This window comes from Bacteroides cellulosilyticus DSM 14838 (assembly GCF_000158035.1).
GTDB classification, from domain to species: Bacteria; Bacteroidota; Bacteroidia; order Bacteroidales; family Bacteroidaceae; genus Bacteroides; species Bacteroides cellulosilyticus.
Genome location: NZ_EQ973490.1, coordinates 545,500 through 562,328 on the forward strand (window position 1 = coordinate 545,500; position 16,829 = coordinate 562,328).

Genomic DNA, 16,829 nt, shown 5'->3' on the forward strand with positions numbered 1-16,829 from the left:
TCTTATTTAAAACTGATTAAGTATTTAGTATATTTTATTTCATCATACGCAAGCATTTCGTCTTCCTGCACCAGCTGGGGACGCTTGGCTCCTTCGGGTTTCACTTTCTTCTCTACAGTTACAGTGAAATGCTGTTCATCGGCTGCCTTCAGCACGCCGCACAACTTGCGTCCATCTTTTCTCAGCACTTCCACTTCTTTTCCGATGTGGTTGGTGTACTGTTGCAACACTTTAAATGGCTGTCCGATACCGGCAGAACCTACCTCCAACTCATAATCCTCATCCTCACGGTTCAACTTGGATTCGATGTATCGGCTCAACTCCACACAATCTTCAATCCAAACCCCTTCTTTGTGGTCAATTTCCACCACAATCTTGTCGTCCGGGCTGATAGCTACTTCCACCAGAAAGTACTCTTTTCCGTCCAGCCACTCGTCAACAATCTGACAAACAGTTTTCTTTTCTACCATTGATTAACTATATAAGAACAAAAAAAGGAGCTTAATTGCCCCTCCACCTTTCATCCATTGCGGTTGCAAAGATATAAATAATCTATTCGACTACAAAATATTAGAGAAAAAAAGAATGATTTAACGCTCCTGAAAGAAGAAAGTAATGCAAATGACTTCTGTAAAACCGCTTCGATATGGCAAGGTCGATTCTGACATTTTGTATTTTATGCATAAGGAGAATGCCGTATATCCGTCCTTCCGCCGGTCTGAATGGAAATACGCAAGTAAAAAAGTGTATCTGGCAGACTGACAGAGGGATACATAAATACGGACAATGCTGAAAAATAAAACAGACGCGGTTTGGCAACCATAAACTGTTGGTTTGCATTGGATATATGGATCGTAGGCGTTCCATATATAGATGGCAAGTATTAGATATATAGATCGTAAGCGTTAGATATATAGATAGCAGACATTAGATATATAGTTTTGAGGCGTAAGATGCATAGTTATCTTGCATAAAGTCTGTATAACGACTGTATATTATTCAATATTCCGTATTTATATTCCTTTGGGAGACAGAACAAGATGCTATTTCCACTCTTTTATAAAAACGGAGCGTAAGTAATACAGGCTTTTTACTATCTTTCTGCATACAAGAAAGCCAATAGTTCGAAATAAGGGAACTATTGGCTCTATCCATAGGAGGTAAAATGTACCTGAACTTTTATATATTTTTATTTATTCGGCGTATTCCATTTCCTGGTATCCGTACAAGTAATATTCAAAGTTTGATTACCCGTCTGTATGCGGAAGTCGCCTTTTTCCAGAATCCATTTGCCATCATAACCCACGAAAGCAAGGTCGGAGCCTTTCACTTTCAGCGTAACGGTTTTCGTTTCTCCCGGTTGCAGTTCTACTTTCTCGAAAGCACGCAGGCGGCGGATATCAGGAGTCAGGGAAGCGATCAGATCGCTACTGAACAGCAGAACGCTTTCCTTGCCGATACGGTTACCGGTATTCTTCACATCAACGGTGAAAGTAAGTACATCGTCAGCCGTAAAGTTGGTTTTATCCGCTTTGAGGTTGCTGTAAGCATAGGTAGTATAGCTCAATCCGTAACCAAATGCCCATTGCACGGACATCACGGCATCGTAATCATAAGCACCCGACATCTTTTCAAGGTCTTCGCACGGCTTGTAGTCGTAAGTGAACAATGAATTGATTTCCTTCGGATAAGTGTAAGGCATCTTACCGCTGAAGTTGGCGTCTCCTGCCACGAGGTTTGCCAAAGCATCACCTCCATAGTTACCCGGAAGCATGGTGTTGACAACAGCCTTTGCCAACGGTTCTATTTCGTTGACGATGCGCGGACGGCCTTCGTTCAGAACCAAAACAACCGGCTTTCCGGTGGCAACCAATGCTTTCACCAGATTGAGTTGGCTTTCGGAAAGGAAGAGGTTGTTCAGGTTACCCGGAGTTTCGCAATAGGAGTTCTCACCCACACAAGCGATGATATAATCCGCATTGGCGGCAGCAGCTACGGCTTTATCTATTTCCGGAGCATTTTCTTCCCACCATGCGCCACCTTCCTTATAAGTGACACCCGGCTCATAGATGATATTGGAAGCACCGAACTTCTGAGTGAACGATTCAAGAATGGTGTTATAATCCGCCGCTAATTCATCCGCCCTGTGTCCTTGCCAAGTGTAAGACCAGCCACCGTTGAGCGTACGCATGGAGTTGGCATTAGGACCTGTAATCAGCAGTTTTTTATCTTTGGGCAACGGCAAGATGTGATCGGTATTCTTCAATAAGACCAGAGACTCTTCGGCAGCCTGCAAAGCAGCCGCGGCATGCTCTTTACCTCCGAACAGGGGGAAATCCTTGTGATTATAAGCAGGTGTTTCGAACAAGCCCAAGCGATACTTCATGCGCAGCACGCGGCGTACAGCATCGTCAATGCGGCTCATCGGCACTTCGCCTTCTTCCACCAATTCTTTCAGGTATGTACAGAAACTCCATTCATAAGGCACCATCGACATATCGATACCGGCATTGATAGCTATCTTGATAGCCTCTTTCTTGCTGCCTGCAATCTTATCGCGGGTGTAGAGGTTATTGATATCCGCCCAGTCGGTCACAATCATGCCGTCCCAGTTCAAGTCCTCTTTCAGCCACTCGGTCAGCAGTTCGTAGTTGGCATGGAAAGGAAGCCCGTTGTTCATAGCGGAGTTCACCATAACAGACAAAGCACCTGCCTTGATACCTTCGAGGAACGGAGCGAAATGTTTCTCGCGCATATCCTGCACGGTGATGGACGAAGGGGTACGGTCTTTACCGGAAACAGGCACACCGTAACCCATATAATGCTTGATGCAGGCGGCCACTTGTTGCTTTCCTATATGATTAGGATCACTGCCCTGGAAACCGAATACGGCTTCGCGCCCCATTTCGGCATTCACGTAGCAATCTTCGCCGTAGTTCTCCCAATGACGGGGCCAGCGGGCGTCACGTGCCAGGTCGAGCACCGGAGCATAGGTCCAGGGGATACTTCCGGCCTTGGTTTCATAAGCGGAGATACGGGCACCTTCACGCACCAGTTCGCGGTTGAAGGTAGCTGCCATATTGATGCCCTGAGGGAAGAAAGTTCCGCCCAATGTATAAGTTGTTCCGTGTATCTGGTCTACACCATAAATACAAGGAATACCCATGACTTTCATCGATTTGTCCTGTATCTTCCGGATGATTTCTTCCCACTTCTCTTTGGATTGGGCAACACCCTGGGGTACATTCAGGATAGAGCCGACTTTGTATTTGCCGATAACGGTATCCAGCAAAGCATCGTCTATCTGAAATTCTTGGGTCGAATTATCACGTTTGGTAATGACGTCAATGGTAAGCTCGGTCATCTGCCCAATCTTCTCTTCAAGGGTCATCTTCTTGAGCAAGGCTTCTACCTTCTTTTCTATTTTCCCGTCTCTTGGGATGGCAGGAGCCACTGTAGTTTGCGCCGTAGCGGTCAACATCAGCCCGGAGAGGGCTGCGGATAAGATTAATTTTCTATTCATGGTATTGTTTTTGGGTTTTCGGAGGCAAAGATATGTCAAAAGTTACCACAGACCACACAGATTCACACAGATTATTTATATATATTGTATTCAATCCGTGTCAATCTGCGTAATCTGTGGTGATAAGTTTCTTACCTGAACAACATCGGAACGAACTCCGTCAGATAAATACGCCAGTTCTTCCAGATATGTCCTTCGTCCGATTCGTAATAGGTATATTTATATCCCTTTTCATCCAGCAGTTTACGGTATTCCTCATTGGCTTTGTAGAGGAAATCCGTCTTACCGATGGCAATCCAGTAAAGGGCGGGATTCTTGTCAAACTGCACTTTCAGTTTTCCTTCCATATTCTCGTATATCGGTGAAGACACCTCTTTATTAGGCATAATGGCAGCAGAAAACAGTCCGATATAATTAAACATATCAGGATATTGCTTGGAAATATGCAAAGAATGGAAACCACCCATAGACAAACCGGCAATGGCACGACCGGATTTACTCTTTATCGTACGGTAGTTTTTATCGATGAACTTCACGATCTCGGGAAACGCCTGTTCATAAGATCCCTCCATTGTCTTGGGCAACTGCATTGTCGGGGGAACCATTCCACGGGATGACTCTCCAGGAGCAGCCTCCTGTGAAGCATTGCCGTTCGGCATTACTACAATCATAGGCTTTGCTTTCCCTTGTGCAATCAGGTTGTCCAGTATCTGTGCAGTACGGCCCAGGGAAATCCATGCCTCTTCATCACCCCCCATTCCATGAAGGAGGTAAAGCACGGGATAGCGCTTGCCGCTGGTTTCATAACCGGCAGGGGTATAGACCGTCATACGACGTTCCAGACCAAGCGCCGGACTATCATACCATATCCGGGAGACGGTTCCGTGAGGCACCGGATTGACTTTATAAAAATGGCACGATCACCGCCTATGATAAATACGTTGGTTAAGGTGGACACATCACGGATCAGGTAGACATTGGCGGGATCGTTCATCCGCAAGCCATCTACTATGAAAGAGTAGCTGTAAAGCTCCGGTTTCAGAGGTTCGGGAGTAGTATATTCCCATACACCCTCCTGCCCTTCCTTCAGATCCACAATTCCGGGAGCCTCGAACTTAGCATTCTTCTGTACAGGCAGGAAATCTCCTGTAAGCTGTACTCTCACCGCTTTTGGTGCTTTGAAGCGGAAGGTTACGGTATTGTTGTCATGAATCTCAGGAGATACCACGGGAGCAGCCCCCCAAAGGGCTTGTTGTGCAAACATCGTCACACCAATCAGCAAGGCGACAGTTAAAGCTGTTAATCTTTTCATAAGTATGTATATATCAATGTTCACGAATATAGTTTATAATCAGGAAACAGGCAGGTTCGAGTACTGTGCCATGATTGAAGCCTTGCAACTCATGCAGAGTCACCTTCTTATTGCCGATATTCTTCGCTACGGAAGCGAATAAAGCGTTCTCTTCCCATCGATCCGCCATTTCCAGATTGCGGTCTCCGGTAATCAGTATGACAGGAGGGGTATCTTTACGCACACGGTTCACCGGGGCATATTCATCTATAATAGGAATACCGTTCGGTAACCCGCGTTCTTTACGAATCGTGAAATGGGTCACCGTCTGTCCGCTGACGGGAAGATAAGCCGCCACTTTATCGGCATCCGCACCATAAGCTTCCATGTACTTCTTATCCATAGCCAATATCAGTGCAAGGTAGCCGCCTGCGGAATGTCCGGAAACAAATATCTTGTCTTTACTGCCGCCATATTCCTCTATATGGTTGAATGTCCATGCCACGGCAGCCGCAGCATCTTCAATATAAGCGGGATTCTTGGCCTTGGGACTTAGACGGTAGTTCACCGCCACCACTGCAAAGCCTCTGTTCATCAGTTCCTGGGGGATGTGTTTTCCACCGCCTTCCAGACCACCGCCATGAAACCATACGATAGTGGGAAAATCTTTTTTGTCCACCGGATAGTAGACATCCAGTTTGCAACGTTCCTTCCGGTAAGCGTCAGTCTCGGGCTTGGCAATATACGGCAGGTCTTTTACGGTTTTATATACTTCCTGCGCATGCAGGGTTAACATACAGAATAATAGCAACAGAAGTGTCACTTTCCTTTTCATGGCATATTTGTTTAAAGGTTTGTAGCTGCAATATTAGGCAAATAATTTTAAAGAGCGGCTTCTTAATTGTTGAAAAGATTGTCTGTACGTTCAAAATCAATCATTTTTCTCATTCTTCATATCCGACCATCTACAAAGAGTCTGAATGAGTACTCATACAGTTCATTCTGAACTTATACGACTTACATCAATTGAAAAGACATTTTCAGGTTCAACTCTATGTTCTAGGAAGTTAGAAAATGAAAGCTGTTGACGCCCTCCTACGACATAAAGCTTTCCATCAGCATAGAATAACCCAGAACTCTCCGAACCGTCCGTAAAATAATAAGCATTCACAGTATTCTTTCTGATATTATAAATCTGCAAGGTTGTGTTTTCATATATATAAATCAGATTTCCGTTGGCTGCAATTCCCGGACAACAGACTCCTTCCTTCAAATTACATAAGTCATTCCAGCCACCTGTCTCCAAATCATAACTTCTGACCTTCCACATTGAAGCCGTGTATTGACCACCAAAAAAATAAGCAACATGTCCCACCAAAACGCATTTCATAAAATCCCTTCTTTCTTTTGGAATAGCGATTCCGGCATCATACCAAACGCCGGTTTGAAGATCGAGCATATGCACTTTATCAGAGTACACGTTCTTTTTTATAGTGCCACCCATCATATACAGACAATTATCATAAATGAATGTAGCCGGATCTACCGTCTGATGAGGATTCGTCCAATCTACATACAGGGTATCTCTATCCAAATCATAAATTTCAATCTGAGGTGCCGTATATTCCAATCTACGATTAGTGGATAAATACTTTCCTCCCACAATGAATACCCTTCCTTTATAATAATGCGCTCTATGCCCATTACGTCGGGCAAACTTTTGCAGACTTTCTGTCCAAATATCTGTAGCAATGTCATAAACATACATTTTATCAGAAAGAGTACCACCGGTTGCCAAAGTCTTTTCATCTCCTGATATGATATATATCTTGCCATTTTGAAAGAAGGAGCCGGAAGAAACAACAGCTACAGGCAAATCTTTCAAAGGTTCATAACTAAGGAAGATACGTCCTCGTTCTCCCTTCACACTCACTTCCGGCAATTGCTGAGAATAAGTAAACATTATTACGCGATAGCTCGAATATCTCAAATCCTTAAGGGTTAGTTTAAGAGAAAGATACCCCACATACGAGAAAATAATCGTATCATTTCCTGCTATATTCTCTATATCTGCAATATTGAAATGTCCGTTTTCATCAGTCACACCTATTCCTACAGAATCTTTTTGCAGATATATATTTACTCCGGATAATGGACTATTGTCTTTTCCGTCTATGACATGCCCCTGTGATTGAGATTTCACCAGTTGGGAACAAGTTATTAGAAGAAACAAGAATAGGATTATCTTCATATATGAATAATTCAACGCCAGTACATTCATAATATCTCAATTAAAATTCTTCTATGAATCACTCCCAAAGATATGAATATATAAGATAAACAATGAACAGAAAACAAGAAATATTACCCAGTATGGCATTTATTCATTACATTTGTACCATTCTTAAAACTTTATCCTTATGGCACACCACTTGAATACCAACAAACAGTTTATGGTAGGCAACGGCATCTTGGCTTTTGCAGTTATTTTCGTTGTCGTCATCTTCATTTACATGAGCCTGCGCCTGCAGAAGCAGAAAGATGAAGACCGGAACTTTATCGAAACGTACACCATCACCCTGGAAAAAGGATTTATAGGAGATTCCCTGTCACTAATGATTAATGACAGCGTGCTGGTGAATAAGAAAATAACCGAAGAACCATTCAGTATGGATGTGAAACGTTTTGCCGAACAGAGCGCATTGTTGATTGTGGATAAAGCAACGGATCAGCTATCCCTGTTTGAACTGAGTGAGAAAGGTGGTAACTACCGGTTTGAAAAAGAGAATGGGGAAGTAAAACAGTTGGCGCAAAAATAATTCACCACAGAGTAGCACAGAGTCTCACAGAGTTTAATCTATTGAAATAAAACTCTGTGAGACTCTGTGCTACTCTGTGGTGAGAACTTACTTCACCTGAAAATAGAACTTATGCTTCAGTGATTTTCCCGGCATCTTAAATGTCAGTTCCACAAAGTTCTCTTCATCTTCCAGACAGTCTTCGCTATTATAAGTTATCAGAATGTCTTCGCCACATGGCACAGCTTTCAGTTGGGAAGCGCAGTTAGAAGTAAGTTTCGGCATAGCAGCCGTAGTTATCTTCTTTCCTTTTATAAATAAGGAGACTATATAAGCATCCTTGCCGTCCGACTTTCCTTCGGCAGTGATAAAGGTTGGCAACTTCCGATAGTTCTGAACGACACCTTCCGCCCATTCGCGGCGTGTCTTATCGAAGAAGTATTCTACGGCGGGACGCATTTTTGTGATGCACTGGTCTATTTCTTCCACAGAAGAGATATCAGAAATATGCTCTTCCATCTTCTTTATCAAGTCCTCCATCGCACGGTCCTGCTCTTCAAACTGACGGACCAACGCTTTATGTTCGCTTTCAGGGAAGGGGTAGCGTATCGCATAAGCGTACGTTATCTTACCGGACTTCTTATCACGGCGTTTCTCCCAGTACGAACCATCAACTTTAGAAAGTGAGATTCCCTTGATAAAAGGCAAAGAAGCTGCACGGGTAGAACCTTCGGCCATATACTGATCGACGAACTCCGTGATACGGTCACCGTTACCGGAAGTCTGTTTCACTGTATGCGAATCCGAGAACTCGACATTCTGTGCCACAGCCTGAATAATCTGGCGCTTCACACTTTCCAGGCATTGCTGACGCGCCTCTTCCATCGAACCAGTCTCAGCAGAAGCCACGATATAGCCGGACTCCGCAGACTCATACCAGACGGGAGCTTTCTTATCACTCTTCTCAACGACTTTATATGCCTGGGCAAACAATGAAACTGTTCCCATGCAGAAAAGCAAGGCAACCGTAATTCCTATTCTTTTCATCTTCATAAGCGGTTTTCCTTTCTTTATTTCCAATCAACGGGCAGATTATGGATAATCACTTTACAGTTATCCACCGTCATTTCTACATACGAAAGTGTAGCACAAGGAGTACTGACACCTTTGATTTCGAACACCTTACCTATTCTGACACCTTTCGGCATCTTGTTTCCATAAGTCCAGGAAGTACAGCCATTCGTCTCTATCTGAGAGAAATTAGTAAAGGTCGCACCATCCGGATCAATCGCCGAAGTCATACGAATAGTCGCACTGTTATTCGTCACACCTGTATTGGTGAAGCGGGCATAGACACGAATACTTTCAGCCGTTTCATTGCCTTCACAAGACACCAGTTCGAAAGAAAGGTCATTGCAGGAAACCGAAATCTTACATTCGGGCAAAGGAGACTTCTCAGGCTGCACGACAACCGGTTCAGGAGACGTCACAGGTTCTGCGACAGGAGTAGGTTGCACTTCCGGAGCAGGTTCCGGGGAAGCCGGTTCTTCGGGAGCCGGTTCAGGAGTAACAGGTGATTCTTGCGGCTCCCGCTTCCCTATCTTTTGCAATATACCCAACACTTCATCGTAGCAAGGTACCGTTTCGGGAACTATAGACAAATAATCCGCAGCTTCATTCAAGAGCCCGGCATCTATCAGCACCTCCGCTTTTTTAATGATGACAGGACAATTCTGCTGGTAGAAATCAGCAATACGCTTACGTGTAGTGCGGATGAAACGTACAAAAGCCGGATCGGTAACCTTGATGCCGGAGATAAGCGAAGCAATCGCATCGTCCTTACTCCCAGTAGCATCTCCCTGTACCTCGATAACGGCCGTTCCATATACACTGTCGTCATACTTATTGCGGGCAGTCAATGAAAATTCACCTGTAACCAGCGTCACGTCCCGCAGTAATCCTTCCGTCTTCTTCGTCTCTCCGAGAACAAGTTCAGGCTGAATGACGAACGCATTGTAAAGTGAAGCAGTTCCGGCATTATTGCGGGCAATAATTTGCTCCACTTTCAGTTTCAGTGCATCCATGTTCTTCTGGCTTAATCCCTTCTGCGTGGGCGTACCCGCCACAAAATGAATGTTATCCTGCGCCGCCGCACCCAGCGAAACGAGCAGCAGTAAAGCCCATAGAAATCTATTCTTCTTCATAAAATGCAGATTTATTTAATGGTTACAGTCAACCCTTGCCCCATTGTAACTACAGAGGCAACATATTCTCCCCCTAATTTCTCATCGAGGAAGTTCTTCAGTTCGGTACTGAAGCGGGAAATGGTATAAGCGCGTCCCTGCGCTTCATCCCAAATTGGCACTTGTACGGACATATCGATCACCTTGTCGTTGCTGCGGCTCATATCGTAAACACCATTCAAGGCGTGAACCTGCAACCAGTCTTCCAATACGGTCTTGAAACTTGCGCTTCCATCGGGCAACGGCTGGTCAAAATCCCAGTCGGTGATAGATTTCGCCAGTACCATTTGGATAGCCATCTCACGACCATTCTTCACAATGTCATTGAAAGAAGCCTGCAACTTGGTAAAGAACTCATCTTTTACCTTTTTGAGAGCATAGTCCGTCAGCTTAATGGTATCTGTAGTGACGTACTTACCACTTTGGAAAGTGGCGCTTGCCAGATTGCCTGCCGTCTGAAATTCAGTTGCCGTCAGCTCCAGCGACACTTCGCTTTGACGTCTAGTATCAGTGGTTGTCATCACTTTGGCAGTCACAATGATATCCGCACCCATATTCTGAATCATCTTAGTTACGGCATCAGACTGAGTACCGGCTGTCAGCACGTCATTCCGTTTCGCCCGTTTCAGTTGGGCAAGGAAATCTTTCGTCTTATATCCGCGTGAACTGAACTCACTGGTCATTTTGCTTACGGCATAACTCAACATCTGATTGTGATCCAGGATAGCACGTATATCTTCATCTTCCCTGGTATAAGGAACCACCGTCACCGTAGGCAAACTTACCTGGCTGTTGGGAGTGCCCACTGCCATACCAAGATTAGTCTGCACCTTATTCCGGTTCAGATCTTTCTGCAAAGCATCGAACAGAATAGTCATTTCCACCGTGCAGCGGTATTGCTTACCTTGTTTTTCCGGTCCCTCCGTAACTGTATAGTCCTTAACAAACACGGAATAACGGTTTTCATCGAAAAAGCGGCGGTCATAGTCAGGTTTTGCAGTAGAAACCATCGGATTTCCCTTATTGACTCCATCCACCCCCGTATAGAATAAGGTATAGAAGGCAGACTTCAATGCCATATTTGCCGCCTCTTTTTTCTTCTCACTGATACCCAGGGCACGGACAGTCAATATGTTTCCCTGCTGTTGCAGAAAGACCACTTCACTGGAATAATTCTGTCCGCAAAGAGTGGCGGACAGAAATATTCCCAAAAGAAACATAAAACAATGCTTCATAATAACTGTATGGTTTTATTAGTTGAAAATCCCGCCCATCAATGTCTGTTCGCGGGAAACGATCTTTATCGGTTGCTCATCACGGATGGCTTTCATGATTTCTTCACCACCCTTCTGCACCTTACACAAAGAGATATCATCTCCTTCAACCGCCTTCACGGTCAAACGGCCGATTTCCTTCTTGGCTTCGCGTCCGGCAACTTCACGTATGGCATAAACAGTAAATTTCTGGGCTTCTTTCACACCATTCATGGAGCCGAGGTTAATGTACACTTCCTCTGCCTTGCCCTTCTTCTCGCTATTTACTTCAAGGATAGTTCCTTCCATTTTGAAGTATTCATCCACAAAGTCGCGCATGCTGTATACCGCACTTTTGATAGTGTTGGCAATGGCTTCTTCCTTATTGCCACCGGTTCCTCCGGTCAGTCCGCTGTGCTGGAACGTCTTTGTACCGATCAATGTACCGTTCTTCGGATTGATAACTTTCAGTGTATAAGATACCGAGCCATCATAATATCCTTTTCCATCTCTTGTCTTATAAGCAGCAGTCATAGAAGATACCTGACCTGTAATGATGAACTGTGCCCCCAATTCTTCCATCACTGAGAGGCGGTCCATTTCATTATCGTCACCCGAAGAGATATTAGCAGATGAGCGACGTTGCGATTCAATACGCAAGGCATCCTGTGCATCCACATCAATCAGAATCACACGTTCCATCTTCTGTATACCCTCAATCACCGTATTACGCAAGCCCTCTACCCACGAGAACGGTGCATCGCTGGATCGTTTGAAATAGTCAATGAATACCGTAGGTTTTCCCTTCGGCTCATCAAAGTTCTGGCAATAACCGGCAAGTGAATATACCACACAAAACACTAAGAGTACAATCTTTCTCATAAACTTCTTGAATTATATAATTTAAACTTCTGAACTTGCATCTTACTTTAATTTTTCAAAAATAAACATTTGTTATCAAACCGCAAGAGCGTTTACGTTTATTAACTCAAAAAAGAAATACAATCACGGAAAACAGTGACAACCCCTATACCGTGTACCGATTGTATCAGAATCATGTCCGCATCGTACCCGAACCGTATCTGCACCGTACTTGCTCCGTACATTCTCCACTCAGAGGTACCTCTGACCGAAGGAACTACGGAGTTGGTACGGAGCAAGTACGGTTCAGATACAGTTTAAGGGTAATCCAAGTCGTGATAAGTGAGTTGGTAAGTGAGTCGGTAAGCCGTGGTAAGTGAGCTGGTAAGTCGCGGTAAGTGAGTTGGTAAGTCGTGGTAAGTGTACAGTAGCAATATGTGGCACGACTTCAAGTGGTTAAAACTCCGTGCGATATTGCCTCAATTCTTTCCGCAAAGCTTGGGCTTTTCCTTCCGTCAATTCATCGAGAAGTGCCCAGAAACGCTCTCCGTGATTCATCTCACGAGTATGAGACAATTCGTGCAGAAGTACATAGTCTATCAGATGTTTCGGCAACAAAACTAGATAGTAAGACAGGTTGATTGTGCGCCGTGCCGAACAACTCCCCCAGCGTCCACTGCTGGAATTGATTTTTACACTTTGGTAAGGCAGATTGTGTTTCTGTGAAAGCATATACAGACGGGGTGGAAGAATGATCTTTGCATTACGACGCAGAGCCTCCTCGATAACTTTACGTAACCATGCTTGTAATTCCGCATCAGTAAAATCAGCTCCCGGCGGACAGATAATCTGCATCTCTCCCAACTCGGAGCGTGAAAGGAAACGTTCGCGCTGTCCGCTTACAAGACTTAATTTGAAGAACTCCGTATCAATCCGAAAATTTAAGTCTATCATAGGATGAGTATGTTTTTTCCGGGCCACCCGCAAACGGGGACGCAGTTCTTCTATCGCATTCTTTATCTCTTTAAGTGTAGTTCCCGGCGGAATGGTTACATAGATAGCGTCTTCCCGCGTACGAAAAGTCAAACGCCGCGCACGGGTATTCACTTTAATAAGAAAGCGTCCAAGTTCATTATCTTCCAATACATTTTCCAAAACGACAAAACCTCCCAATGAATAAACAGACAAATAAACGAAATATCGTTCGAATATACAAATGACTAGATACCCAAAAACGGACAAGTGTCCGAAAATGAACACCTGTCCTAAAAGAATGCACACTAATTATCAGCACTTTATTAAATTGGCATGAATATTGAGTTATAAGATGCAACCGGACGTTGCCAAAAAAGTTTCTGAAAAAAGAGAAAAAAGTATGCAACCTTTTTTAAGCAACTTACGTCTAATAGATAAACAGGAATAATATAAATGAATAATTATAAAACTAAAAAAGTTATGAAAAAGTTAGCAAGCCTCCTTACATGCATCTGTTTAATCCTTAGTACAACAGCGTGCTCACAAAGCAAGAACTACAGTTCAGGTAACTGGGGTAGTAAAAAAGTGATAGCCAGCAACAAATACGTAACAAAGGACATCAAGGTAGATAACTTCAAGAAAATCAGTGTAGCCGGTAGCCCCGATGTTACGTTTACTCAAAAGTCGGGACGCCCCGAAGTAGAAGTCTACACCTCGGACAATATTGTTGATTTGCTGGATATTAAAGTAAAGGACAACACCTTATATATAGGTTTCAAGAAGGATGTCAATGTGTCTTACAAGAAACTGGAAGTACGTGTATCTGCCGAAACTCTGAATGGAATTTCTGTTGCCGGTTCAGGGGATGTCTTCCTGAAAAACGGTCTCCAGACTAATGACAATTTATCAATTAATGTTGCCGGTTCAGGAGATATCAAAGGCAGTGGCATCAAATGCAATGATATGAAAGTATCTGTAGCCGGATCGGGCGATATCAATGCTGATAATATTACTTGTAATAACCTGAAAGTATCCGTTGCAGGATCGGGTGACATGGTATTGAGAAATGTAACAGCTACGGGCACGGAAGCAAGTGTGGCCGGATCAGGCTCGGCAACTATTACCGGTACAACCCAAACAGCTACTTACAGCGTAGCCGGATCAGGCGATTTGCTTACAGAAGGTTACGAGGCTCAACGCGTTACCGCCAGTGTAGCAGGCTCGGGCAGCATCAAATGTTTTGCAACCGAGTTCCTGAAAGCACGCACCAGCGGCAGCGGAAAGATAGGCTACAAAGGAAATCCGGAACTGGATTACCCGAAGAAGAGCTTGTACAAACTTTAAGATTCTCTCTTACGATTATTATAAAAAGGATAGTTTAACAAACATCAAGCGAAAGGGGTTCCGGGAGGAAGCCCTTCGTTGTTTTTATACAATGATGTTATTTCAAACGAAGACGATTCGTTTTTTTCGGGATATGAGTTAAATGATAATTCCAATATTAAGTAAATGTATCTCAATTCCCCTCCTCCGTCGGAGGAGGGGAATTGAGATAGTATTATTCAGCATTTTATTCATTACTGTACCAATATGAATTAATTTCTCAAAAGGCTCCCCTAAAGCACAAAAAAATAGGGAAACCTCCCGGCCTCCCTATTCGTATTGTTAACTTTAATATTAAATGCAGAGTATATCTCCATTTAATGCCTTTATGCCTTAGCGGATGGTTTTCAAACCTTTCATCTCCGCTTTATCAGCCTCTTTGATGCTGATGGCAACGCCACCGCTGGCGGCTAATTTCTGTTTCAATACACTCTTAGGTGTCACTACTACCTTACGTATACGATAGCTTTGGGGATTGGTGTCCCAATCTGCATCCTTGCCATCTTCGTAAATGGTAGCGATATATTGTTTTCCTTCCGGAAGCCAGGAGAAAGGAATCGTCGCCGTACGACTATTCTCATCGGTAATGCCGCCAACAAACCATTCGTTTTTACCTTTTGCCTTGCGGGCTACGGTGATATAATCTCCCGGTTCAGCTTCCAGGTACCAGCTATTGTCCCAATCTACCGCAACGTCTTCAATGAATCGGAAGGCATCCGGGAAACGGGCGTAATTGGAAGGCAGGTCGGCTACCATCTGGATAGGAGAAGGCATGGTCATGTAGAGTGCCATTTGCTTCACCAAAGTGGTATGCACACGTTCGTTGGGTTTCTCACCGTTGTAATAAGACAGTCTTGTCTCGAAAATACCCGGGGTATAGTCCATCGGACCACCTTTCAGGCGGGTAAAAGGCAGAATACAGGTATGATCGGGATCATTGCCACCCATTGTTTCGAACTCTCCGCCACGGGCCGATTCCTGAGCCAGCCAGTTGGGATAGGTACGGCACAAACCTGTGGGGCGTACTGCCTCGTGGCTATTAACCATTACTTTATAATCAGCAGCGCGACGGGCTACATGGATGTAATGGTTGTTCATCCATTGGGAAGAGTGGTATTCATTACGGGGGATGATATAACCTACGTAACCGGTTTTCACAGCATGATAACCATTGTCTACCATGAACTGGAAGGCCTCATCCAATTGGCGTTCGTAGTCGGCAGCATTGGCGGCTGTTTCGTGATGCATCACCATTTGCACGCCTTTTTCTTTGGCGTAACGTTGCAGCTCTTTAACGTCGAAGTCGGGATAGGCTTTGTTGAAGAGGAACTGACGATCTTTCCGGTAAGAAGCCCAGTCTTCCCAACCTTCGTTCCAGCCTTCTACCAGTATTCCGTCGATGCCATGGGCGGAGGCGAAATCGATATATTCCTTCACATGGGCGGTATTGGCGGGGTGATGACCATTGGGTTTCAGTTTGGCATAATCCGTAATGCCGGGCTTGGCCTGGTAGAAATCACTATATGCCCAGGTCTTTCCTTCGCCTGTGAACATTTCCCACCACACGCCGACGAATTTCATCGGACGAATCCAGGAGGTATCTTCATATTGGCAAGGTTCGTTCAGATTATAAATCAATTGAGAAGCAAGAATGTCACGAGCATCATCGCTAACAATAACGGTACGCCAGGGAGACAGCACGGGCAGTTGCAAGTAACCTTTCTTACCTAATTTATCGGGAGTCAGGTGGGCACTCAGTTTAAACTGCTTATCATCTACATTTAGCAACATACCGGCATAATCCACTAAAGCGGCTTCATGGATATTCAGGTAGATGCCATCTTCGCTTTTCATCATTAACGGGGTTTGCACTGTCAGGCCGCCTTCGGCTTTAGATTCATAAGATTTCTTGGCAATTCTTTTCTCCATATCCACTGCGATGTCCGATAGAGGGGCGGTGGTATAGGCAAACTCGTTGGTATCATAGTCACCGGGGATGCAAAAGGCTTTATGATTTCCCGTGAGATTGAATTCGGTTACTTCATCTTTTACGGTGAGGTAGTTCATCTTGCGTTGCAAAGGCAGTTCGTAGCGAAAGCCCAGACCATCATTGAACAGACGGAAACGGATATTTAGGATACGTCCCGTTTCCGGTTGTTCTAAAGTGACGGTCATTTCATTATAATGGTTCCGTACCCGGTTGTACTCACCCCAAACGGGATTCCAGTAGTTATCAACAGAAGCACGTTCAAGGTTTGTTTGTTTGAATCCTCGGGTCAGGTCGGCTTCTTCCGTCAGGAGACCTAAACGACCGGAAGTTAAAACGGGTTTGCCTTTATAGTCCAGCCGGTATGCCGGAACGCCGTCTGCCTGCTCCATAAACTCCAATGACAGGTTACCGTCAGGAGAAGTGAGTTGCTGGGCCGAGGCGAACGAACCGAGGCAAAGGAAAAAGGCAATAAAAAGAGAATGTTTCATATTCTATTATGGTTTTAGTATGAT

General features: G+C 44.4%; 12 protein-coding genes and 1 pseudogene. 2 read left to right on the top strand and 11 right to left on the bottom strand.

Going from position 1 to position 16,829, the window contains the following annotated elements:
* Window positions 1-2: 2 nt before the first annotated feature.
* From rimP to BACCELL_RS06860, 5 genes and pseudogenes are all read right to left on the bottom strand, one after another.
* Window positions 3-470, bottom strand: a complete 468-nt coding sequence (rimP, locus tag BACCELL_RS06840; protein ID WP_007210917.1) for a ribosome assembly cofactor RimP — start codon at window positions 468-470, stop codon at window positions 3-5.
* A 719-nt stretch (window positions 471-1,189) separates the two neighbouring features.
* Window positions 1,190-3,523 carry a glycoside hydrolase family 3 N-terminal domain-containing protein gene (locus BACCELL_RS06845; protein ID WP_007210920.1) on the bottom strand — a complete coding sequence of 778 codons (2,334 nt, stop codon included), beginning with the start codon at window positions 3,521-3,523 and terminating at the stop codon, window positions 1,190-1,192.
* Window positions 3,524-3,654: 131 nt separating this feature from the next.
* Window positions 3,655-4,835: pseudogene (locus tag BACCELL_RS06850) on the bottom strand (esterase).
* Window positions 4,836-4,848: 13 nt separating this feature from the next.
* Window positions 4,849-5,649 (bottom strand): alpha/beta hydrolase, encoded by an 801-nt coding sequence (locus tag BACCELL_RS06855; protein WP_007210924.1) that lies wholly within the window; start codon window positions 5,647-5,649, stop codon window positions 4,849-4,851.
* A gap of 162 nt (window positions 5,650-5,811) precedes the next feature.
* Window positions 5,812-7,065 carry a Kelch repeat-containing protein gene (locus BACCELL_RS06860; protein WP_044153669.1) on the bottom strand — a complete coding sequence of 418 codons (1,254 nt, stop codon included), beginning with the start codon at window positions 7,063-7,065 and terminating at the stop codon, window positions 5,812-5,814.
* 169 nt (window positions 7,066-7,234) lie between these two features.
* Here BACCELL_RS06860 and BACCELL_RS06865 point away from each other — a divergent pair, with 169 nt between their 5' ends.
* Window positions 7,235-7,633: a hypothetical protein gene (locus BACCELL_RS06865; RefSeq protein ID WP_007210926.1), complete on the top strand. Its 399-nt coding sequence runs from the start codon at window positions 7,235-7,237 to the stop codon at window positions 7,631-7,633.
* Window positions 7,634-7,720: 87 nt separating this feature from the next.
* On the opposite strand, the gene BACCELL_RS06870 is transcribed toward BACCELL_RS06865, so the two are convergent.
* The 5 genes from BACCELL_RS06870 to BACCELL_RS06890 form a co-directional block, all read right to left on the bottom strand.
* The gene (locus BACCELL_RS06870) at window positions 7,721-8,659 is read right to left on the bottom strand and encodes a hypothetical protein (protein WP_022208417.1); all 939 of its coding nucleotides are present in this window, start codon (window positions 8,657-8,659) and stop codon (window positions 7,721-7,723) included.
* Between the two features lie 23 nt (window positions 8,660-8,682).
* Complete coding sequence (locus tag BACCELL_RS06875; RefSeq protein WP_007210928.1) at window positions 8,683-9,816, bottom strand: hypothetical protein; 1,134 nt, start codon at window positions 9,814-9,816, stop codon at window positions 8,683-8,685.
* 11 nt (window positions 9,817-9,827) lie between these two features.
* Complete coding sequence (locus tag BACCELL_RS06880; protein ID WP_044153455.1) at window positions 9,828-11,090, bottom strand: DUF6175 family protein; 1,263 nt, start codon at window positions 11,088-11,090, stop codon at window positions 9,828-9,830.
* A gap of 18 nt (window positions 11,091-11,108) precedes the next feature.
* A complete protein-coding gene (locus tag BACCELL_RS06885) occupies window positions 11,109-11,990 on the bottom strand; it encodes a hypothetical protein (protein ID WP_007210930.1) in 882 nt (293 codons plus the stop codon).
* 435 nt (window positions 11,991-12,425) lie between these two features.
* A complete protein-coding gene (locus tag BACCELL_RS06890; RefSeq protein WP_007210931.1) occupies window positions 12,426-13,142 on the bottom strand; it encodes a YgjP family zinc-dependent metalloprotease in 717 nt (238 codons plus the stop codon).
* Window positions 13,143-13,424: 282 nt separating this feature from the next.
* Between BACCELL_RS06890 and BACCELL_RS06895 the strand changes: the two genes are divergently transcribed.
* A complete protein-coding gene (locus BACCELL_RS06895; RefSeq protein ID WP_026366641.1) occupies window positions 13,425-14,288 on the top strand; it encodes a head GIN domain-containing protein in 864 nt (287 codons plus the stop codon).
* Between the two features lie 372 nt (window positions 14,289-14,660).
* On the opposite strand, the gene BACCELL_RS06900 is transcribed toward BACCELL_RS06895, so the two are convergent.
* A complete protein-coding gene (locus BACCELL_RS06900; RefSeq protein ID WP_007210933.1) occupies window positions 14,661-16,805 on the bottom strand; it encodes a glycoside hydrolase family 97 protein in 2,145 nt (714 codons plus the stop codon).
* Between the last annotated feature and the right edge of the window lie 24 nt (window positions 16,806-16,829).

Excerpts from the sequence above, each read along its gene's own strand:
- rimP (WP_007210917.1), bottom strand. The coding sequence starts at position 470 with ATGGTAGAAAAGAAAACTGTTTGTCAGATTGTTGACGAGTGGCTGGAC.
- BACCELL_RS06845 (WP_007210920.1), bottom strand. The coding sequence starts at position 3,523 with ATGAATAGAAAATTAATCTTATCCGCAGCCCTCTCCGGGCTGATGTTG.
- BACCELL_RS06855 (WP_007210924.1), bottom strand. The coding sequence starts at position 5,649 with ATGAAAAGGAAAGTGACACTTCTGTTGCTATTATTCTGTATGTTAACC.
- BACCELL_RS06860 (WP_044153669.1), bottom strand. The coding sequence starts at position 7,065 with ATGAAGATAATCCTATTCTTGTTTCTTCTAATAACTTGTTCCCAACTG.
- BACCELL_RS06865 (WP_007210926.1), top strand. The coding sequence starts at position 7,235 with ATGGCACACCACTTGAATACCAACAAACAGTTTATGGTAGGCAACGGC.
- BACCELL_RS06870 (WP_022208417.1), bottom strand. The coding sequence starts at position 8,659 with ATGAAAAGAATAGGAATTACGGTTGCCTTGCTTTTCTGCATGGGAACA.
- BACCELL_RS06875 (WP_007210928.1), bottom strand. The coding sequence starts at position 9,816 with ATGAAGAAGAATAGATTTCTATGGGCTTTACTGCTGCTCGTTTCGCTG.
- BACCELL_RS06880 (WP_044153455.1), bottom strand. The coding sequence starts at position 11,090 with ATGAAGCATTGTTTTATGTTTCTTTTGGGAATATTTCTGTCCGCCACT.
- BACCELL_RS06885 (WP_007210930.1), bottom strand. The coding sequence starts at position 11,990 with ATGAGAAAGATTGTACTCTTAGTGTTTTGTGTGGTATATTCACTTGCC.
- BACCELL_RS06895 (WP_026366641.1), top strand. The coding sequence starts at position 13,425 with ATGAAAAAGTTAGCAAGCCTCCTTACATGCATCTGTTTAATCCTTAGT.
- BACCELL_RS06900 (WP_007210933.1), bottom strand. The coding sequence starts at position 16,805 with ATGAAACATTCTCTTTTTATTGCCTTTTTCCTTTGCCTCGGTTCGTTC.